Raw genomic sequence first — 18348 nt, forward strand, 5'->3', positions numbered from 1 at the left:
TCCTTTGGGCAGGCAGATGATCGTCAGCGAGGGGTCCGGCCCAACGCTCCCGCCTGCGCGCATTCGAGCACGCTTAGGCGAATTTTCTCGTAAAGCTTCGGCGGCAGGTGGCCGTAGGCGATCTCGCCGCCTGGGTCGGGGGCAAGGTCGAAGCCCGGCCAGGCAAACTCGTTGACCTCATCGACAACCACCCAGGACCTCGCATCATCGAGGCCCAGATGCTGCTTCACGCGGGGCGGAAGTTCCACAGCCTGCGTGTCCACAGTGGGCTCGGAATGCGTGATCGGCGCGACAAGGACCAGGGTCAGACCATCAGTCGTGCGGTGATGCGACAGGACGATCGCGCAGGGCCTGGGATAGCGAGCGTTGTCGCGCCCCAGATCATGTTCTCGTTTCCAGAGGTAGTTGAAGCGAATGACGAGGCCAGCTTCTGGATCCGGAATAGCCACGCAATCCTACTCGTCCATCAGGTCATTGAGATGGTCGTGTCGAGGATCCATCCGCGCCGTGCTCAGGGCGTGAATCGTTTCGGTGCTCAGTTCGTGAGCCCAGAAGGCCCGGGTCGCCAAGCTCTTGAGGCGAATGTAATCATCGTAGTCGTGCTTGGAAATCAGGACTTCGGTGACACGGCTATGATGGGTCACCGCGACAGGCTCACGCTGGGCGGCCTGGCGGTATCGTGAAAAGCGTTTGGCGACCTCAGTCGCGGGAACTTCCAGCATAGCGGCCTCCAAGGCCCGTAAAATGCGGATTTTCCGCACTATTGCAACCATAATTTTTGCGCACGAGCGTTCCTGGCCCCACGTGCAAAGCGGCCCAGATTGCGAAAAGCCCCGCCGGCTGGCGCCGACGGGGCTCTCTGGTTCAGCGTTGACGATCAGCCGATCAGGCCGCCAGTTGTCCCTCCGAGGGCTGGGCCGTTTCCGGCGCCTCGGAAGGCTCTTCGTCCGCCGCCGGCTCCTCGACCTCGTCCTCCAGGGAAGCGTGGCTCTCCCAGGACAGGGCCGACGGCGCCCATTGCCGTTCTGCGGCGGCCTGGGCCACGAAGCAGACCAGCTCGTCCTTCTTCAGGGTCCGCGCCCGATCGTCCGAAGCATCCATCTCCTCAAGCAACGCCATCAGCTGCTTCTTGGAGTGAACCGCCAGATAGCCGGCGTCCGGCGTCCAGTGGCTGGCGATGTCGGACCCGCAAAGTTCGGCGATCTCGGCCGCCTCGGCGCGGGCGGCGTGACGGATCGAGCTGGTGCGCGCTTCGCGGACATCGAGCGAGATGGCCACCAGCTCGGCCAGCAGCGCCATCTTCTCCCCGTGCGCCAACCCCTCGATCCAGGCGATCGGCCGAAGGCCAGAGGTCTTGTAAGCCTCGCGACGCGCCTCAAGCCTGGCCCGCACCTCACCGTCAAGCGCCGGAATGGCCGGGGTTTGGCCACGGCGATAGCCGCTCGCCGAGACCGTCACCGCTGACGCCTCGGCCGAGGCCCCACCGTGCAGCGCCAGATGCTTGAACAGCTGGGCCAGCAGGGAGGTCAGCGCGACGCTGGGGTTGTCCGCCAGATCACGGATCAGGCCGCGCGTGGCGACGTCGGTGCGAGTCTCGTGGAAGACGTGACTGGCGCCTTCCACATCGACGTCGGCCTTGGGAAACTCAACGTCGGGCTGGCTGCGCCCATAGCGTCCGTCGAGACCCCCGCCTTCGCCGGTCTCCGCCTCCTCATCGGCCTCGTCCTGGGCGACTGCCGGATTGGAGAAGAAGCTGGCGACGACGCCGACCTCGGCATCCGGAGACAGGATCACCGCTCCGATCGTGCCGCCCTCGAGCGAGGCCGCGGCCAGGCGCCGCTCGGCCTGCAGCAAGGCCAACAGGCTCTCGATCTCGTCAGCGGCCAGATCTGCGCCGGCCAGGGCCTCGTGCGCCTCCCTGACAACCTGTTGGGCTTCCTTGTAGGTAGCTCGGGCGGTCTCGCTCATCCCCGCGACGTGGACGTAGGGCAGGTTGAAGAAGCCGTCGGGCGCGCGATAGCCGCGGCTCTGGCCGATGAACACGAACAGGCCTTCGGCCTGCAGCGCGGTCACCAGCGGCTCCGTGCGCTGGCGCCAGAGTTCGGTCAGCGTATCGGGGTCCAACAGGACGTCGGGAAGCTCGCCGAACAGGTCGGATTCGACCCGCCCGCCGATGGCCGCGTAGCGCTGCGGCCCCACCAGGGCGAAGCGCGGATCGTTGACATCGGTTCGGCCCCGCTCGACGCGGGCGGCAAGCTGATAGTCCTGCAAATAGCCATCGAGGGCGGTCTGGGCGATGTCGGCCTGCTCGTCGGCGTCGGTGATCCGGGCCAGCTGACGGGCCTGTTTCAAGGTGATCTTGCCCAGACGCAGGGCCTTCAACGCCTTGGCGTGCAGCCCGGCCAGGGCCGACAGACGCTTGATCTCCAGTTCGTCATAGCCGAGCGCGCCGGCGATGGCGGCTGTGTCCATCTTCGACTTGCGCAGCTTGCCGATGGCGACGATCACGTCGGCGATGTGAACGGGCGTGCGCTCAGCAGCGGTGAGGATGGTGGCCGCGGCCTGGCCTTCGCGGGTGGAGAACACCTCGCACTTCACCGGCCAGTCCGGCGCGATCCGCCCAGCGTCCAGGAGCTTGCGGAGCGCCAGCAGCCGGCGGCGGCCGTCCAGCACCATGAAGGGCCGCTCCTTCCTGGCGCCGGGTCGCACGCACAGGGGCACGACGACGTCAGCCTTGAAGATGGTTTCGGCTAGCCGATCGATCTCGTCATCGGCCGGCTCCTTGGCGCGAAGATTCTCCGGCGCGATCTCAAGGTCACAGAGGGGAACGAACTGGGTGTTGGGAACGCCAGCGGGGGTTTCAGCAGCGGGGGTCATGGGGATCATCTCCGGCGTCAGAGGCGAGGGTCATCCTGCCCCTTGGCGCACCCCCTCCAGCCCTCCCTCTCTCCTTTCAGCAGGCAGCAGGTCTGACCCTGCCGCCGGCGGGCGGGGTGCCGACCCTGGCGGCGTCACCGGCCCTTCAGCCTCCGCCTCGTTCCAGTCGCCGAAGGCGCCCGGGGGAAACTCGACCCAGGCCTTCAGGCCAGCCCGCACCAATTTGGCGCGCAAGTGCTCGGCTGAAGCCTCGCCATCCTTGCCGCGATCCGCGGCGATCAGCACAGAGCGCACGCCGGGCGGCGGGATCCAGCTTCGCAGGTTGCGGGTCGACATCAGCGACCAGGCCGGAAGCGAGAACCGCTCACTGGCCGACAGCGTGGTGAAAAACCCTTCGGCGACCAGCATCTCCGGCGCCGCCTCATCGATCCGCACCGCCGCCCCGGCGGGCACGGCGCCAACCGTCTTGCGGTTCAGGCGCAGGTCCGCCGCCCGATGGGCGTTGGGCGCGAGATAGGTCACCTCGACGGCCGTGAACGCGCCCGTTGCATCACTGACGCCCACCAGGAGGGCGGGCCGATGATGGCGGCTCTCAGCCGCATAGGCCGAGACCGGCGCATGGCCGCAATGGCGAAGCACCTGCGGTCCTGGCAGGGCGCGCGTGATCGCCCGCAGCCGGCAATGGCGTTCGGAAAGGGTGTTCGGCACGGCTTTCCCAGCCTCCCATATCCGCCGCGCGGCGTTCAATCGCTCGATCGTCGTCCCGGGGTTCGCGGCCGCCGAGACCCGGCGCGACTGGCTAAGGGTGGTGGGCGCATTGTGGGCGTCTACCAAGCCCTCGCCGCGCAGGTGATCGAGCACCGCGCGCCAGTCGCCATCCCCGAAGGTGTGGACGATGATCCGCCCCTCCTTCAGCAGCAGCGAGACGGACCGGTCGGCGGCGCTGTGGCCCGGCGCTGGAATGTTCGCCCTCTGGCCGCGATCGTAGAGATCGCCGCCCAGGGCCTGGACGATGGGTCTCAAGGACATGGCGACCTCCCGGAACTGCCTGACCAAAGTTCACCCACCCCAGGCCTGCCTCCGCCCTTTCCGTCCGCGGCCGTCGGCCGCTCGGGATCTGACCCTGGGGGGCGTTGCGGGGGCATCCCCCGCTGGTGGGGGTAGGGGCAGGCCGCAACGCCTGCGACTCAGGGGGAGGGCGCTCCCCCACCAAATCCACAGACAGACCCTGATCCTGGCCAATCACTCGCCGAACCGGACGTCGCCCCACGGCATCGCAACTCACAGGCTTGAAATTGAGGCGGTAGCCCGGGAAATGGCGGCGCAAAATCGTCACAGGCAACGATCAGGAGGGCGACAGCCATGTGCTTTTATAGCAAGATAAGCCCATCATGAGTTTGGGGCATTCCGTGATGAACACTGATCAGATCGCGGGGGACGAGGGCCGGAGCGAAGAAGCCTGGGTCATCGGCGCCAACCCTGAGCTGGCCATCCGGGCCCGCAATGTCTCGATGTACCTTGAGCGCGGCGGCTCCCTGAAAGAGGTCCGGCTGACCGAGAGCGAACACGGCGACTGGAGCGTCTGGCTGCGCCTAGCCGGTCGCACCGGAGAATACCGGCTCACCAAATTCAAGTCCGACGCCCCCAAGCTCTATCGCGACGTCAGCCTGGCGGTCGCCGCCTGCCGCGATGATTTCGGCTATTTCGGACCGATCATCCTATCGACCGACCGCCATCCGGCTGACGCGCCCGGGCAGAAGCTGGGCGCCGCCTAAGTCATGTCCTCATGAAGCTGAGGGCGTTCGTGAGGTCGCGGCTGTGAGCCGGGCCTGGGGCGAGGACCGATAAGCAGACGGCGGGAATGTACACTATGAGTGGTGGAAAAGGGACGTTCCGCTCGCCGTGTTCCAACGACTATTACGCGCCAGAGGCGGTCCGGTGGAGGCTGTCACTCGCCAACGGTTCTCCGCATCCGGTCTGGAGCCGAAACTCATAGTCAACTGCGCGCGGTCAGGGGCGTCGGCGTCAAAATCATCCCCGACCGGCGAGGCTTCTACAAGCGTTCGAGCGCCGCCTTCAGCTTCTCACCGACGATGGTGGCCTGCGCCTTGAGCGCCTGGTTGTCGATGGACTGCATCGAGGCGGCCGGATCAATTGCGGCGACTTCAATCATGCCGTCGTCCGCTTTTTGCACGATAACATTGCAGGGCAACATCAGGCCTACCTTGTCCTCCAGTAACAGGGCCTCGTGGGCCAGGGCTGGGTTGCAGGCGCCGAGGATGAGGTAGGGACGGAACTCGACACCGATCTTGGCCTTCAGCGTCTCGCGGATGTCGATCTCGCTAATGACACCAAAACCCTCGTGGGCCAGCGCCGCCTTCACCTTGACGACAGCGTCATCGAAAGGCGCGTCAAGGGTCTTGGAGAAATAGTAGCTCATGGCAGGTCCGATCAACTGGGATGCGGCCGACGATCTAATGCGCCATCCCGCCACAAAGGCTTTTGTCGGCCATGACCCGCTGCTCCGGGGTCAAGACACGATATAGGCCTGAGACCGCCACCCGAACCTTTTGTAGCGCCTTCAGGTGATCCTTCATCATCATCTCATGATGCGCGAGGCGCTCAGGGAGTGGCTTGGACATCATCGCCGCCATCATGCCGCCGCCGCCCATCATCCCCGGCGTCGCGTCCGGCTTCATGGGCATCTGCATGCCGGCGGGCATGGAGTGCGCTCCAACGTTCCCGGCCGCCGCGAAGGCGTTCCAGGCTCTGAGTTGCCTGTCGGAGATGTTGAGTTCAGCCTTCAGGCCTGACAGGCGCTGCTCGGACAGGCCCATGCAGTGCATGGGCCCCATGTCCATCATGCCACCCTTTGCGGCGGGGCCGGCTGGTGCGGCAGGCGCAGTAGTCTGGTCGGGAGCCGGGCTGTGATCGTGGGGCGGCGCGGGCTGTTCCGCAGCATAGGTCGACGTGGCCAACCCGAGGACTACGACGAGCAACAGGGGCTTGAGTGACATGGACATGGAACGTGGCTTTCTGGACCAGGATGGACCGATCAGCGCAGTATTCACAGACCTGTCCCCGCATCCTTGATCTGTCGCAAACCCTCCGGTTCAGTCCTTTGACACTCAGCCCAGCTGGAAGCCGGCCGACGCCGCCTATAACCGCGCGAACGCCACGAGCGGCTCGAGGTCAAATCCATCGGCGACCTTGAGGGCGGCGATATAGTCTGCGCGGGTTTCGCCCGGGTCTGTCAGTTCGGCACGGCCCCACGTAAACGCCTCGCGGCCCAGCCGCCCCGCCAAAAAGGTCGGCCGACAGACGGCGTGGCGTACCCAGCGCAGGCCGGCGGCGATGTTGGCCCGCTCCGCCCGGTTGAGATCGTCGCCGGTGACAATCCAGGTCGGGATCAGCCCGACCCGCTCTTCCGGGGTGCGGTTGGTGGCGGCATCATCGCCGCCGTGCAGATCGTCCTCAGTCAAGGCCGGCTCGCCAGACCTCACGGGGATCGAGCTCGTTCTCGATGAATCGCCGCAGGCGATCATCCTCGTCGGCGTCGTTCACCGACTGGTCCTCCAGGGCCATGGAATAGCTGATTGCCGCAAGCTCCCGGCGCGCCACCTCGCGCGCCGCGCTCTCATAGGTCCGCGCCAGCGGCTCGCGAGGCACAAAGGTGTAGACCAGCTCGCAGTTCAGGGCCTCGGCCACACGGCGCAGACTGCTGAGCTGGATCGTGCCCTCCCGTTCGGACCGTTCAAGCTTCTGGACGGTCGGCTGGGAGACCCCCAGACGGCCGCCCAGCTGTTCGGCGGTCATGCCGAAGGCGTCGCGGATAGCCCGGATCCAGCCTCGCGCAGGGCGCATCGAATTGAGCGCCCGATAGGGCGCCAGCACGCGGTCGAGCGAGCGACGGGCCTCGGCGGAAGATTGACGACGGTGCATAATATACCCTGTGGGCTGTTCTAGACGACCACAAAACCACCCTATAGGCTATTTATCAACGACTCGACTATAGCCTGTGGGCCATACGCTTGCCGCCGGCTCGATACTGATCATCGCTTGCGCACCGTGAGCACGACCCGGTCGACAAAGACGCCGACGGTCCCGGCGGCAAGCTTGATGGCATCGACATAGTCGCGCTTGATGCGGTCGGCGGCGATACCGGTCGGGGTCGATAGGGTGATCACCCCGTCGCTGATGCCGTGGAAGCCGATGGCGCCAAACCAGCTGCCGTGAGCACCCATCCTGATCAGCCTGAGGATCTCGGCGTTGATCTCCGGCCACGGGGCTTCATCGGCGCCCGGCGCGAACATCAGCGGCAGCGGCGCCGGTTTTGGGGCCGCCGTTACGTCTGGCAGCGGGATTTCCCCCTTCACCCGCATGATCCGGGCAAGGTTCAGGCGCAGATCGGGCGCGCCCTGGGCGGTTCGGGTGACCATCCAGCCGAAGTATTTGCAAGGGCTCTGGATGGCCGGGTCTTCCAGCGCGATGGCCAGCATCGCGATCACGCGTGGCCCGTGGCGGGCCCAGCCCCAACCGACTGACAGGGCGTTGTTGCGTTCGATCTCAGGAAGCCAGGTTTCCGCCGCCGCGGCGATCCGGGCCACATCGGCAGGCCCCGCGCTGGCCGGGTCGGCGAGGATATGATCCCCCACCAGTGAGGCCAGCCTGGGACAGACCTGTACGGCGGCCCTGAGCTCCTGGCGCACCATTTCCGCCGCCGCGGAGGGTGCAGATCGCGCGCCGCCCAAGCCGCTTGCTCCCTCCGGAGAGCAAATGGCGCTGGACGTGCCGTCGCTGTGGTGTTGGCCCGAGGATCCTTTGCGGTTGCCGGTCGCGGGAGGCGCAGCCGGACGCGCGAAGGAAGAACTTCGCGGCGAAGGCGCGTCCTTATCCTGTACAGAGGAACTGTCGTTCTTATGGGACTGTTCTAGGCGCCGGGTTATAGGCGCCTGGGCGGCATATCTCTGCGCAAACACCACGGGCTCAAGATACTGGGCTCTGCGAGCTTGCGCCGCCTCGCGGAACGCGGTGTCAGCAGCCTCCATTTCGTCCAGGCGCACCACCAGCGGGGCCAGGTCATAGGCTTCGACGCCGGCGGGGCGGTTAGCGCGATTGTAGTCGCGAACCATATAGCCGGCCGCCTCCAGGCCGCGCCGGTTGGCCCGCGCCGTGCTCTCGCTGCAGCCGAGGTAGTCGGCGATCAGCGCCGTGCTCGGCCACACGCAGGCGACGTCCTTCTCCAGGCGGTCCTGATTGAGATGCTCGACATAGAGCAGCAGGGTCATCCGCTGCTGAATGGTGAGCACAGGCGTGCCCTTCAGCACGGCCGCGGCGATGCGGGCTATGCTTTCGCCCGGGCTCCAACGCCAGGCGCGGGCCTGCTCGCAGACCGCGTCGAAGTTGGGGGCTCGCTTGGCGAAACCTGGTCGCCAGTCGTCCTCGGATAATGCGCTTTGCATGTCGTCCCTTCGTGCTGGGACGAGGCCGTTTCGACGGTGCGAAACCGGCAGGCAGAAGACAACAGGTCTCCTATTCGGGCCTTGACGACGCAAAAAGCGCCTTCTAGGTTGGTCCCGATCAATCAAGCCGCTACCACACGGCGCCTGCGATTTCCGAAAGCCTCCAGCGTCAACTGGGGGCTTTCGCCGTTTTCGGGTCTCGTCTAGGTCAAACTGAATTCCTGAAGTGCGACGGGGCGCGCGCAGAGGATCTGGCGCGCGACTCAGTCGGGCTCAGCGTTCAGTGAGTCTGGGCGAAGCTGAAGGCTTGGAATTGCACCATTTCGACCAAAAAGGGCCGATTCGGGCGGTTGACGGATATTCAGAAACGAGTCCATGACAACCGACTCGGGGATCTACCGCTTGTGGTCAGAGGACCTCACGGGGCCAGCCGTGGTAGGTCGACGGCGGCGATCGGCGCGGGACCAACGCTACGACGTCCCGCTGACCGGGTTCGCCTTACGCCACGCCTGGAAGCCTCGATCCGCCTCCATGAAGGTCGACAGGATGTGGGGCACGAGTTGTTCGCGCGCGATGTCCTGGGCGTTGCTCTGGGCGTAAGCCCGCTGATAGTCGACCAGATCGACGGCAAGCTTGCCGCGCAGCCGCAGGCGCAGGTCCGTCACCTTCTCCTCGAGGTCGAGCTTAGCCAGAGACAGGGTAGGCTTGGCGGGTCGCGTCATGGGCGTCTCCTTTGATGGACTGAAGGAAGCGGACGATCGCGGCGAAGGCGAAGTCCGTCAGCTTGAGATTGAGACCGTCGGCGTGCCTGCGAATGCGCTCGCAGAGCGGCCGGGACAGACGCACCGACACCCGGTCCTTGGCCCCGCGCACTGCGGGGAAAGCGATCTCGACGCCGCTCTCCAGCGCCTCCACCAACTCTCGAAACGCGCGCTCATAAAGGAGCCGCACACAGCCGCGAGGATTCTTGCGCGTATTCAGTCGTTCGGCGGCCGACACCATGTCCTGGTGCAGGCCTTCGGACAGGAACAGCCCGAGCTTCTCTGCGGTCTGGGTCACTGGAACTCTCTCTTACGGGTAGGGGGCGAGGATCATGTCCTTGTTGACGATGACCTGGAGGGGCCAGCCAGCGCGCACGGTGATCGTGGCTTGGCGGTTCAGATCACGCTCAGTGATCTTTTGACCGGTCTGCTGGGCCTGGTTGGAGATGCCGCTCGCGGCGCTATTGACCACCAGGCCGCCAGAGCTTCGGGCGCCGGCGTCCTGGGCGGACGCCGCGCCGATGCTGAAAATCGTTGAAAGCAGGATGCCGCGCGCCAGCTGGCCGAAGTGCCCGTCCGTGCGGTCGCGAAGGCCGCTGGCGCCGGCCAGGTCGGCCCCGGTCATCGAGCCGATATTGATCGAGCGGCCGTCGGGCATAACGATCCGGTTCCAGGCAATCAACGCCCGCTCCTGACCGTAGGCGACCTGGCTGTCATATTGACCGATCAGCCGGGCGCCCTGCGGGATCAGCACGGTGCGCCCGGTGACGTGGTCGTAAACCGGCCGGGTCACCTGGGCGATCACCTCGCCCGGCAGATCGGAGTTGATCGCGGTGATGAGGGCGGCCGAGATCAGGGTTCCCGCCTTCACCTCCCACGGACTGAGCGGCGGTAGCAGCGGATTGGCCAGGTAGTCTTCGGACCGGGAGCCGGCCAGAAACTGGCGTTTGGCGCCCTGGCCATTCTGCGGCTGCACCTCCGCCGCCCGCTCGGTCGCGCCCTCGCTCCGGGGTGCGGCCCGGCCAGCGAACCCCGCCGCGGGCGCGGCCACATCCCTATCGGCCACCTGCGTCGGCTGTCCGCCGAAGAAGGGGCCGGCGGCGCGCGCTGCGTGGACCTGATCGCGAGCCTCCTGAACGGCCGGGTCCACCGGCGGCGCAGGCGGCGCGGTAGCGACGCCGGCCGCCGGCTGTCCCGCGATGTCCCCACCGGCCGGGGGCAGGGTGGCCATGCCAGGCGCGGAGGCCTGCAGGCCCGGATCGCCGTATCCCCGCGCGAAGCGGTTGGCGATCTCGGGACGCTGCGGCGTCTGGGTGTCGGCCGCCGCTTGCGGATCCTGATCCTTGGCCGCCCGCGTGTGGGAGCCGCCAAAGCCGAGATAGAACCCCAAGGCCACGACGCTGGCCAGCGCGGCGGAGCCGGCCAGCAGGTATTTGCGATTCCAACGGGTCACTGGCGGACGTGGGCCGGTCAGCACGCTGGCCGGTGAGGCCTTGCGCTCCGGCGCAGCCATCGGTCCTTCGCTCTCGGAGGGCGGGTCGGGGGGCAGATGGCTCATCTCAGTGCGCCCCGCCTGTGCGGGATATCCGCACCACGACCTGGCGGCCCTCGCCGAGCCGCAGTTCCGCGACGTCGATCATCCGGTCGACGACGTAGTAGCCGTTGGCGAACCGGTAGTTGACCAGCTCGGCCTGCTTGTTCGGGCCGATCAGGAAGAGCGGCGGCGCCTCTGTGGCCGCGAGGTCGGCGGGGAACTGGATGTAGGTCTTCAGGCCATCGTCAAAGACCCGTAGGGGCTGCCAACGGGGTCCGCGGCGGGCTCCGATTGGTTGGATCCGATAGGAGAAGTTCAGGCGATCGATGGCGATACTGCTGGCCACGACCGCCTGGTCGGCCGCCGCGCGGGCCGCCTGCGCGTCGCGCATCTCTTCCTGCGGATAGTTCCAGCTGATCACGCTCGTATAGGTCTCGCCCTCATGGCTGACCGCTTCGAGCAGATAGGTCCGCTGGTCCGTGGTCAGGATGATGTTGGTCCGCAGGCCGCCGCGGATCGGCTTGACGAAGACGATCACCTGCTGGCCGGCCCCGGCGCCCTGGACCGTTTCGCCGAGCACCCATCGAACCGTGTCGCCGGCCGCCTTGGAGATCAGCTTTTCACCCGGCCGAAGGGTGATCGCGGTCAGAAACCGCGGGCTGGTGTGGACCACATAGAGCCGCCCCGGCTCGAAGTCGTAGTAGAGCGCGGCATTGAGGTAAGCCCCGGCCGAGGGCAACGACCGCGCGGCGTCATTGCCCGCCTGAACGGTCCGCAGCACCGGCGAAGCATAGGTCGCGCGGCGCACGGGCCGGCGGCGGGGCGTCTGTACCGGCACGACCGTGGCGGCTGCTCGTGGCGCCGCGACCACCACGGCCAAGGCGCGGGGTGGCGCGACGGGCGGAACGGCCCGCGCAGGCGCCGGCTGAATCTGGGCCGAGACGTCGGAACTACTCGCGAGGGCGAGCCCGATGGCGAGGCTGGTGGCGCCGCAGACCCGGAGGAATTCGTGTGTCATGACTAAAACTCCCGGCTCCACTGAAACGAGGTGATGTAGATGCCGAGGGGATTGGCCCGGAGTTCGGCCTCGTTTTTCGGCGCGTTGATCTTGGCGGTGAACAGGCCCGTCCAGTTCTCGGTGGCGCGCGTGGCGCCCTGGTCGAAGGTCGTCTCCCGCCACTGCACCTGGTAGGTGTTGGGACTGCGGGCGAGGACGGAGACGATCTCGACACTGACCGCCTGGGCGCCGGCGTTGGCGAAGGGGTCGTGGGTCTTGGCGTAGTCGTTGAGCTGACCGATGGCGGAGCCCGCCACGAACCGATAGGCGGCAGTCCAGTTGTCGCGGATGACGATCGCATCGATGCTTTTGGAGCGGGTCCGCGTCACCCAGTCGGCCAGGAAGTAGCCGGTCTCCGCCGTCGATGGCTTGTAGCTTTGCCCGGCGACCTCGATTCGACCCGGCCTGCCGTACTTGTCGATCGGGACCACGAAGGTGGCGATGTTGGTGTTGCTGGCCTGGTAGATGAACCCGCCAAGCGACAGCGCCGCCAGGCCCAGCGCGCAGAAGGCGGCAAGGCGCCAGTTCTTCGCCTGCGCCACGGCCGAGCCGATGCGATTGTCCCACTCCTGCGCGGCGCGCTGATAGGGGCTCTCGACCGGCGCGGAGCTGCCGTAACGGTCTTGCGGTCTCCTGAAGGCGTTCAACATGGCGGTTCTCCAGGGGCTCTAGGACTTGGGTTCATCGTCGGGACGGATCGGCGAGGCCGACATCCCGGGGCTGTTCGAGTCACCGCTGGCGGCCGCGGTCGCCGCGCTGGTGCGCGCCGCCGCGCCCAACCCGCTCCGGCGGGCCTGGGCTCGCGCGACGATCGGCGACGTAGAGTCGGCGTCGCTTGCGGGGGCTTCCGGCCTGGACGCCGACGGGCCGCTCGAATCCTGCGCGGGCGCGCTGCGGCTGGTAGAGGCCTGGCTTGGAGTGGAAGCCGGCCCTTGGCTGGGAGGCGGGCTCGGGCCGCCGCCGCCAGGGGCTCCTCCTCCTGACGACAGGCCGCCAGACGCGGCACGGGCTGCGGCCACCTTGGCGCCGCCAGCGGCGGCGCCAGAAGCGATGGCGCCACCCGCCATTCGAGCCGCAAGGCCGACGCCGGCGACGCCGGCAGCGACACCCGCCGCGCCCATCAAGGCGCTGCCGGCGTTGAGCTGCGGGCCGCCACTGATCAGCGCCCCTGCGATGGCGGGGATCTTCAGCGCCAGCATCACCATGACGACCGCCCCGAGGAGCAGGCCGACGTCCTCGTTAATGTCGGGAGCGGCCGAGACCGTGTAGCTGTCGAATACCGTGGTGCCGAGACTGACCACGATGGCCAGCGCCATCAGCTTGATGCCAACCGAGATGACGTAGCCGATCGCGCGTTCGCTCATGAAGGACGTCTGGGTAAGCACACCGAACGGCACCGTCACGAAGGCGATCAAGGTGACGATGTGGAATTCGATGATCGTCACCACGATCTCGATGGCGAGGATGACAAAGGCGATCAGGATTCCGATGGCAGCGACCAAAGCCATCAAGACCACGTCGATATGGGCGAAGAACTCGATGGGTCCCGGAGCCACCTCTTTGACGTAGAGCATGAGGCCCTTGACCACCTCGATGCCCGAAATCACGATCTTGGAGGGTGAAGTCGTGAAGTCCGCCAAGCTCATCGCTCCGCCACCCGCCTTGAGACCGAGCGCGGCAAAGCCGTTGACGACCGTCTTTGTCAGACTCGCCCACTGAGTGACGAGGAAGGCGAAGAAACCCACGAGCAGTACCTTGCGGACGAGCGAGGCCAGTACGTTCTGGTTTTCATCGATCGCCCAAAGCAGCGCCGTGATGGTGATGCTGATGACGACGAGTGCCGCCAGCGTTCCTGCCACGTCGCCTTGGATCAGCCCGAAGCCTGCATCCACCTGGCTGCGGAAGCGGTTCAGAAAGTCGTCGAGTGCTGCGGGATCAGCGGTTGCCATCATCGTCTCCTGGACACGCGCCTAAAGGTGGCCGGGGTTTTCGACGCGGCTGCGAGGCTTCTTGAGGTCCCAGAAGCGGTTGCTCTCGACTTCGCTCGCTGCGGCTAGGGCGTTCACGCAGTTGGCGGACTTGCCGAGGCCGCTCGGATTATTGCGGCATCGCTCGAGCATCGCCCCTCGCTCATCGGCATGGGCGAGGTAGTAGGCCTTGTCGTGGGTGGGCCCAGCCGGGTTACATCCGGCGAGCGTCAGCGCGACCAGGCCCAAGAATCCGACACGGCGCACTACAGATCCCCCGGGTTCTTCACGCAGCTGGCGGGGTGCTGGACGTTCCAGTACCGCTGACTCTCGGCGGCCCCCGCCGCTCGGGCGCCTTGCGCTTGCGCCTCGGCGGTCTGCTGAGCCCGCCCCTGAGTGATCAGGATGGTCTGGAGCTGGTTGAGCTGGGTACTGAGGCTCGCCAGCAACTGATTGGTCGCCTGGATAGCTGCCGTCTGCCCCGCGGCGTTCTGGGAAGCGGCGACCGCCGCGTTGACGGCTCCGGCGGTCGTCGGCTGGGAGCGAACGATCAGGTTCTGGGTTGCCATCGCCTCCTGGAGGGTCTGGCGGCTGTTAGCCTGCCATCCAGCTAGCGCCTGGCGCGTCTGCGCAAAGCTCATCCCCTTCAGGTCGGTCGGATAGACCTGCTGAAACTGCTGAGCGAGATTCTGGCCCTGGTAGCCGATGCCCTGCGCGGTCTGGAGAAGTTGAGTGGCCTCAGATGCGATCTGTTGCAGCGGACCCGTGACGTCGACGCCAAGCTTTTGCAGCATGGCCGCCTGACTGGCGACCTGTTGCTGGAGTTGCGTGATCATCTGGAGCTGTTGCTCCACCTGCTTGATGGCTTGGACGATCGCCTGCGGATCGATGACAGCGATCTGCGCCTGCGCCGGCGGCGGCGCGGTCGTGCTGAAACCGAGACTGAGGGCCGCGACAGCGGCGGTAGTGGCGACGAGCCTACGCATGGGATGAGTCATCCGAGCGGGGTGGGGAAGGGGAAGTGACCAGCGGTCCAGAAGCGTCCACGCGCTCGACGAGCGGCTCGGTCAGCGCACGGAACAGGGCCGCGGCGGCGAACAGCACAATCCCGAACACGAGGAGGAAGAAGTTGTGGTGCAACGGCGTCGCGAAGATCGCGACGAAGCCGGGCGCGCACAGGGCCAGGAACAGGAGCCGCCGACGCCGGCGTGTCCGGCTCCAGCGCGCCGGCACCCGTGTGGCAAAACCCGCGAAGGCGTTGATCCAGGGCGCGACGGGAGGCTGGAGGCCAGGATGGGCCTCGGTCGTTTCATCGGGTTGGCGAGGTATGGTCATGCGACCCTCGCCTCGACGAGTTGGTCGCGGAGATATTTCGCGACGGCCGGGTGTCCGACCGCTGCGAAGTATGCCGGCGCAAACCCGGCCCGCCCGTGTTCCTCAAGGAGGGCCGTGATGAGCTGCTGATCGCCGGGCGAAGAGGCGCCCACGGTCGCCAAGGCCAGGGGCCCAAGACCCAGCTCGAACAGCCGGTTGCCGGTGCTCGACTGATAGTAATATTCCCGCTTGGGCGTGGCGTTGGCGATGATCCTGACCTGCTGCGCGTTCAGGCCGAACGCCTCGTAGAGCGCCAGGATCTGTGGCGTCTGGGCATCAGGGTTGGGCAGGAAGACCCGGGTCGGACAGTTCTCTATGAGCGCCGGCGCGATCGATGAGTTGGCGATGTCCGCCAGGCTCTGGGTGGCGAAGACCACGGCGACGTTGAATTTGCGCAACGTCTTCAGCCATTCACGGATCTTCGCGGCGAAGGCTCCCGGATCCAGAAAGAGCCAGGCCTCATCAAGGACCAGCAATGTCGGCCGACCGTCGAACCGCTTCTCCAGGCTGCGGAAGATGTAGGTCAGGACCGGGGCTAGCGCGGCCTTGCTGGTCATCAGGTCCGACATCTCGAACGTCTGCCAACGGGCGTCCGACAAGAGGTTTTGCTGGGCGTCGAGCAGATGGCCGTGCGGCCCGCTAAGGGTGAAGGGCGCCAAGGCCGCCTTCACTGTGTGGTCCTGGATGGTCGCCGCCAGCAGCGTCAGGGTGCGCTGGTCGCGGGGGCCGGCCGCGAGATTCTTTATCGCGCCCCAGATCTCTTCTTTTACCGGCGGCGTGATCTCCACGCCCTCGGCGGCGACCAGATCCTGCACCCACTCCTGCGCCCAGGCGCGATCCTCGGCGCCGTCGATCTCGGCCAGCGGCTGAAAAGCCAGTTCGCTCTGATCGCCGCCAAGATGGAAGAACTGCCCGCCGGTGAGCAGCGTCGCCGCGCGAGAACTGGCGCCCTTGTCGAAGAAGAACACCTGGGCTTCGGGATAGCGGAGCCACTGGGTGGCGATCGTATTGAGCAGCACCGATTTGCCGGCGCCGGTCGGACCCACCACCATGGTGTGGCCGACGTCCCCCTGGTGCAGATCGAAGCGGAACGGGGTCGATCCAGCGGTTCGGGTGACCATAAGGGCTGGCTGGCTGCCGGGATGGCCACGTTTGGCGCACTCGGCAGTGAGGTGTTCATTACGCGTAGGCCCGGGCCAGATGGCCGACATCGGCATCATGTCGCAAAGGTTCAGGGAGGAGACGAAGGGGCGCCGCAAGTCGGCATAGGCTTGCCCCGGCAGGCTTCCGAGCCAGGCCTCGACCGCATTGATGTCCTCGACCTTGCAGACGAAGCCGACACGGTTGATGGTGCCTTCCACTTCGCGGACCCGGTCGGCCAGCCGGTCAGGATCGCGGTCCATCAGAGTGACGGTCGGGGTGAAATAGCCGATGGAGGCAAAGTCGCCGCCGAGGATCGCCAAGGCGGCATCGGCATCGTCGGTTTTGGCGGTCGCGTCCGGGTCCTCCAGCTGGGAGGGCTCGTGGGTGATGGCTTCCTTGAGCAGGGCCATGACCCCCTTGCGCTTGGCGAACCAGCGTTTGCGCAACGTAGTCACGGCCCTCCGGGCGTCTTCCTTGTCGAGCGGCAGATAGCGGCACACCCAGCGATAGCCGACGCCCAACTCGTTGAGGCGGTCGAGCAGGCCAGGGGACGAGGTCGTCGGGTAGGCGCGTACGGAAATCGTGCGGATGAAACTCTTCCCTAGCCTGGGAAAAAGCCCGCCCTGGAAGTCATCGTCGGTGAGGAAGGCGTCGAGATAGGCCGGCGTTTCGGGAGTGCGGACGTAGTGCGGCTTGGTCGAAACGCACCCGTGCAAATAGGTGAGCGTCTCATCGTCGGAGAGCTCCCGGACGCGAGGCATGATGGCGGTCAGGATATCGACAACCTGGCGAACCGTGCCGAGGAAGTCATTGAGGGCCGCGCGATACATACCGGCCGCGCCGCGGCCGGACGGCGCGTTCTCCAGCAGCAGGCTCTCGGCGGTGCTGATCGCCTCCTCGGGCGGCAGGTAGGTGAGGGTCAGGAAGTAGCGGCTCTCGAAGTGCCGCTCCTCCGCCTCAAACGCCACACGCCGTTCGTCCTCGATGAGGTCAGACACGGGATCGGGAAATTCACCCGCCGGATAATCCTGGGAGGCGGCACGAAGCGCCTCGATGTGCAGACACCAGCGCGAGCCTAAGCGGCGAAGGGCGTTGTTGAGCTGGGCGCGGATCGCCACAAGGCTGGCATCCGTCGAGCTGGCGAGGTCTGGGCCCCGAAAGCTCAGGGTCTTCTGGAAGCTGCCGTCCTTGTTCAGGACGAGACCCGGGCCGATCAGCGCGACCCATGGAAGATGGTCGAACAGGCGCTCAGCCTTCGGGCGGTATTCCTTCAAATAGAGCAACGTGAAGTCTCCTCCGAAGAAGCCGAGTGCCAGCGTCGGGCTGGCGCCGTGGAGACAGAAAGGCGGGGGGAGGGGAGCCCATCAGGCGTCCCAGTAGGGCCTTTGCCGGATGTGGCGGCCGAGCACGTCGAAGAAGTAGGGGTCGCGTTTGGTCAGCCAGTAGGCGCAGACGTGGACGGCAAGGCCCAAGGGAATGCCGATCATCGGGACCTGGAGCCCCAAGGCGAGCGTCGCGGTCACGGTGCCGTTCAACACCGCGATCATCCGTGGCACGCCGCCGATGGTCACCGGCTCGGACAGCGAACTGTGGAAGCCGATCTCGAAGCCTTCGATCCGGGATCCCGCCATACTAAAACACCGCCCCGGCGGTCAGGTTGAAGAAGCTGGTCACAAACGTCGTCGCCGTGAATGCGATGGCCAGACCGAATACAATCCCGATGCCCTTGCGCATGGCCGAGCCGCCCTCGGCGAAAGCAAAGCCGAGCCCGGTGATGACGATGGCGATCACGCCGATTGCCTTGGCCACGGGTCCTGCGAGCGAATTCATGATTGTCGTCAGCGGCCCTTCCCAGGGCATGGCTGTGCCGCCGCCAGCCGCCCAGGCTGGCTCTGCCATCACGAGAGCAGCCCCGATGGCGAGCAGCACAACCACCCCCATCGGGTGGCCCAAAGTGAACCCACGACGATTTCTGGAGATGGGTCTCATCGCTGGAATCCTTCCGTCTCGACAGCCCGTGAAGGCCGGGCCGCCCAACCGTGGGTTGACGAAGACGAGGGGTCAAGGCGTTTTATTGCCAAAAAAGCCCTAAATGTGCATATGTTAGTGATTTAGAGCTGTGCTGCCGGACACGGCTGGGCGTGCACTCCGACGACCCATCAGGTCGGCGCGC

At 66.2% G+C, this 18348-nt stretch carries 22 protein-coding genes; 1 reads left to right on the top strand and 21 read right to left on the bottom strand.

The features are described 5' to 3' along the window. Positions 1-23 precede the first annotated feature (23 nt). From ACESMY_RS15625 to ACESMY_RS15640, 4 genes are all read right to left on the bottom strand, one after another. On the bottom strand, positions 24-449 hold the full coding sequence (locus tag ACESMY_RS15625; protein ID WP_372785539.1) for a hypothetical protein: 426 nt from the start codon (positions 447-449) through the stop codon (positions 24-26). Between the two features lie 6 nt (positions 450-455). Then, entirely contained in the window at positions 456-722 is a 267-nt protein-coding gene (locus tag ACESMY_RS15630) for a type II toxin-antitoxin system Phd/YefM family antitoxin (protein ID WP_372785540.1), read from the bottom strand. Between the two features lie 163 nt (positions 723-885). Continuing rightward, entirely contained in the window at positions 886-2877 is a 1992-nt protein-coding gene (locus ACESMY_RS15635; protein ID WP_372785541.1) for a ParB/RepB/Spo0J family partition protein, read from the bottom strand. A 30-nt stretch (positions 2878-2907) separates the two neighbouring features. Further along, complete coding sequence (locus tag ACESMY_RS15640; protein ID WP_372785542.1) at positions 2908-3906, bottom strand: toprim domain-containing protein; 999 nt, start codon at positions 3904-3906, stop codon at positions 2908-2910. Between the two features lie 383 nt (positions 3907-4289). Between ACESMY_RS15640 and ACESMY_RS15645 the strand changes: the two genes are divergently transcribed. Next, positions 4290-4652, top strand: coding sequence for a hypothetical protein (locus ACESMY_RS15645; protein ID WP_372785543.1), 363 nt, complete (start codon positions 4290-4292; stop codon positions 4650-4652). A 278-nt stretch (positions 4653-4930) separates the two neighbouring features. On the opposite strand, the gene ACESMY_RS15650 is transcribed toward ACESMY_RS15645, so the two are convergent. The 17 genes from ACESMY_RS15650 to ACESMY_RS15730 form a co-directional block, all read right to left on the bottom strand. Further along, complete coding sequence (locus ACESMY_RS15650) at positions 4931-5317, bottom strand: DUF302 domain-containing protein (protein WP_372785544.1); 387 nt, start codon at positions 5315-5317, stop codon at positions 4931-4933. 34 nt (positions 5318-5351) lie between these two features. Beyond that, positions 5352-5900, bottom strand: coding sequence for a Spy/CpxP family protein refolding chaperone (locus tag ACESMY_RS15655; RefSeq protein ID WP_372785545.1), 549 nt, complete (start codon positions 5898-5900; stop codon positions 5352-5354). 135 nt (positions 5901-6035) lie between these two features. Further along, positions 6036-6359 (bottom strand): hypothetical protein, encoded by a 324-nt coding sequence (locus tag ACESMY_RS15660; protein WP_372785546.1) that lies wholly within the window; start codon positions 6357-6359, stop codon positions 6036-6038. Continuing rightward, positions 6352-6819 carry a mobile mystery protein A gene (locus ACESMY_RS15665; RefSeq protein ID WP_372785547.1) on the bottom strand — a complete coding sequence of 156 codons (468 nt, stop codon included), beginning with the start codon at positions 6817-6819 and terminating at the stop codon, positions 6352-6354. The genes ACESMY_RS15660 and ACESMY_RS15665 overlap by 8 nt, the downstream gene beginning before the upstream one ends. A 110-nt stretch (positions 6820-6929) precedes the next feature. Next, on the bottom strand, positions 6930-8432 hold the full coding sequence (locus ACESMY_RS15670; RefSeq protein ID WP_372785548.1) for a helix-turn-helix domain-containing protein: 1503 nt from the start codon (positions 8430-8432) through the stop codon (positions 6930-6932). 377 nt (positions 8433-8809) lie between these two features. Further along, a complete protein-coding gene (locus ACESMY_RS15675) occupies positions 8810-9061 on the bottom strand; it encodes a DUF2274 domain-containing protein (protein ID WP_372785549.1) in 252 nt (83 codons plus the stop codon). Then, positions 9024-9398 carry a hypothetical protein gene (locus tag ACESMY_RS15680; protein WP_372785550.1) on the bottom strand — a complete coding sequence of 125 codons (375 nt, stop codon included), beginning with the start codon at positions 9396-9398 and terminating at the stop codon, positions 9024-9026. The genes ACESMY_RS15675 and ACESMY_RS15680 overlap by 38 nt, the downstream gene beginning before the upstream one ends. A 12-nt stretch (positions 9399-9410) precedes the next feature. Further along, the gene (locus ACESMY_RS15685) at positions 9411-10658 is read right to left on the bottom strand and encodes a TrbI/VirB10 family protein (RefSeq protein WP_372785551.1); all 1248 of its coding nucleotides are present in this window, start codon (positions 10656-10658) and stop codon (positions 9411-9413) included. Position 10659: 1 nt separating this feature from the next. Continuing rightward, entirely contained in the window at positions 10660-11652 is a 993-nt protein-coding gene (trbG, locus tag ACESMY_RS15690) for a P-type conjugative transfer protein TrbG (protein ID WP_372785552.1), read from the bottom strand. A 2-nt stretch (positions 11653-11654) separates the two neighbouring features. Beyond that, positions 11655-12341 (bottom strand): conjugal transfer protein TrbF, encoded by a 687-nt coding sequence (trbF, locus tag ACESMY_RS15695; protein ID WP_372785553.1) that lies wholly within the window; start codon positions 12339-12341, stop codon positions 11655-11657. Between the two features lie 18 nt (positions 12342-12359). Then, positions 12360-13640 carry a P-type conjugative transfer protein TrbL gene (gene trbL / locus ACESMY_RS15700; RefSeq protein WP_372785554.1) on the bottom strand — a complete coding sequence of 427 codons (1281 nt, stop codon included), beginning with the start codon at positions 13638-13640 and terminating at the stop codon, positions 12360-12362. Between the two features lie 21 nt (positions 13641-13661). After that, positions 13662-13925, bottom strand: a complete 264-nt coding sequence (locus tag ACESMY_RS15705) for an EexN family lipoprotein (RefSeq protein ID WP_372785555.1) — start codon at positions 13923-13925, stop codon at positions 13662-13664. Further along, the gene (locus ACESMY_RS15710) at positions 13925-14644 is read right to left on the bottom strand and encodes a conjugal transfer protein TrbJ (protein WP_372785556.1); all 720 of its coding nucleotides are present in this window, start codon (positions 14642-14644) and stop codon (positions 13925-13927) included. The genes ACESMY_RS15705 and ACESMY_RS15710 overlap by 1 nt, the downstream gene beginning before the upstream one ends. After that, positions 14637-14993, bottom strand: coding sequence for a hypothetical protein (locus tag ACESMY_RS15715; RefSeq protein WP_372785557.1), 357 nt, complete (start codon positions 14991-14993; stop codon positions 14637-14639). The genes ACESMY_RS15710 and ACESMY_RS15715 overlap by 8 nt, the downstream gene beginning before the upstream one ends. After that, on the bottom strand, positions 14990-17458 hold the full coding sequence (gene trbE / locus ACESMY_RS15720) for a conjugal transfer protein TrbE (protein ID WP_372785558.1): 2469 nt from the start codon (positions 17456-17458) through the stop codon (positions 14990-14992). The genes ACESMY_RS15715 and trbE overlap by 4 nt, the downstream gene beginning before the upstream one ends. Before the next feature lie 81 nt (positions 17459-17539). Further along, complete coding sequence (locus ACESMY_RS15725) at positions 17540-17806, bottom strand: VirB3 family type IV secretion system protein (protein ID WP_372785559.1); 267 nt, start codon at positions 17804-17806, stop codon at positions 17540-17542. A 1-nt stretch (position 17807) separates the two neighbouring features. Next, positions 17808-18164, bottom strand: a complete 357-nt coding sequence (locus tag ACESMY_RS15730) for a TrbC/VirB2 family protein (RefSeq protein WP_372785560.1) — start codon at positions 18162-18164, stop codon at positions 17808-17810. Positions 18165-18348 lie beyond the last annotated feature (184 nt).

Source organism: Phenylobacterium sp. (assembly GCF_041691455.1).
GTDB lineage: Bacteria > Pseudomonadota > Alphaproteobacteria > Caulobacterales > Caulobacteraceae > Phenylobacterium.

What these genes read in the sequence shown, in the direction of transcription:
- ACESMY_RS15640 (WP_372785542.1), bottom strand. Translation starts at nt 3,906, where the DNA reads ATGTCCTTGAGACCCATCGTCCAGGCCCTGGGCGGCGATCTCTACGAT.
- trbG (WP_372785552.1), bottom strand. Translation starts at nt 11,652, where the DNA reads ATGACACACGAATTCCTCCGGGTCTGCGGCGCCACCAGCCTCGCCATC.
- ACESMY_RS15715 (WP_372785557.1), bottom strand. Translation starts at nt 14,993, where the DNA reads ATGACCATACCTCGCCAACCCGATGAAACGACCGAGGCCCATCCTGGC.
- ACESMY_RS15645 (WP_372785543.1), top strand. Translation starts at nt 4,290, where the DNA reads ATGAACACTGATCAGATCGCGGGGGACGAGGGCCGGAGCGAAGAAGCC.
- ACESMY_RS15665 (WP_372785547.1), bottom strand. Translation starts at nt 6,819, where the DNA reads ATGCACCGTCGTCAATCTTCCGCCGAGGCCCGTCGCTCGCTCGACCGC.
- ACESMY_RS15630 (WP_372785540.1), bottom strand. Translation starts at nt 722, where the DNA reads ATGCTGGAAGTTCCCGCGACTGAGGTCGCCAAACGCTTTTCACGATAC.
- ACESMY_RS15655 (WP_372785545.1), bottom strand. Translation starts at nt 5,900, where the DNA reads ATGTCCATGTCACTCAAGCCCCTGTTGCTCGTCGTAGTCCTCGGGTTG.
- ACESMY_RS15730 (WP_372785560.1), bottom strand. Translation starts at nt 18,164, where the DNA reads ATGAGACCCATCTCCAGAAATCGTCGTGGGTTCACTTTGGGCCACCCG.
- trbF (WP_372785553.1), bottom strand. Translation starts at nt 12,341, where the DNA reads ATGTTGAACGCCTTCAGGAGACCGCAAGACCGTTACGGCAGCTCCGCG.
- ACESMY_RS15650 (WP_372785544.1), bottom strand. Translation starts at nt 5,317, where the DNA reads ATGAGCTACTATTTCTCCAAGACCCTTGACGCGCCTTTCGATGACGCT.
- ACESMY_RS15635 (WP_372785541.1), bottom strand. Translation starts at nt 2,877, where the DNA reads ATGACCCCCGCTGCTGAAACCCCCGCTGGCGTTCCCAACACCCAGTTC.
- ACESMY_RS15710 (WP_372785556.1), bottom strand. Translation starts at nt 14,644, where the DNA reads ATGCGTAGGCTCGTCGCCACTACCGCCGCTGTCGCGGCCCTCAGTCTC.
- ACESMY_RS15675 (WP_372785549.1), bottom strand. Translation starts at nt 9,061, where the DNA reads ATGACGCGACCCGCCAAGCCTACCCTGTCTCTGGCTAAGCTCGACCTC.
- trbL (WP_372785554.1), bottom strand. Translation starts at nt 13,640, where the DNA reads ATGGCAACCGCTGATCCCGCAGCACTCGACGACTTTCTGAACCGCTTC.
- ACESMY_RS15725 (WP_372785559.1), bottom strand. Translation starts at nt 17,806, where the DNA reads ATGGCGGGATCCCGGATCGAAGGCTTCGAGATCGGCTTCCACAGTTCG.
- ACESMY_RS15685 (WP_372785551.1), bottom strand. Translation starts at nt 10,658, where the DNA reads ATGAGCCATCTGCCCCCCGACCCGCCCTCCGAGAGCGAAGGACCGATG.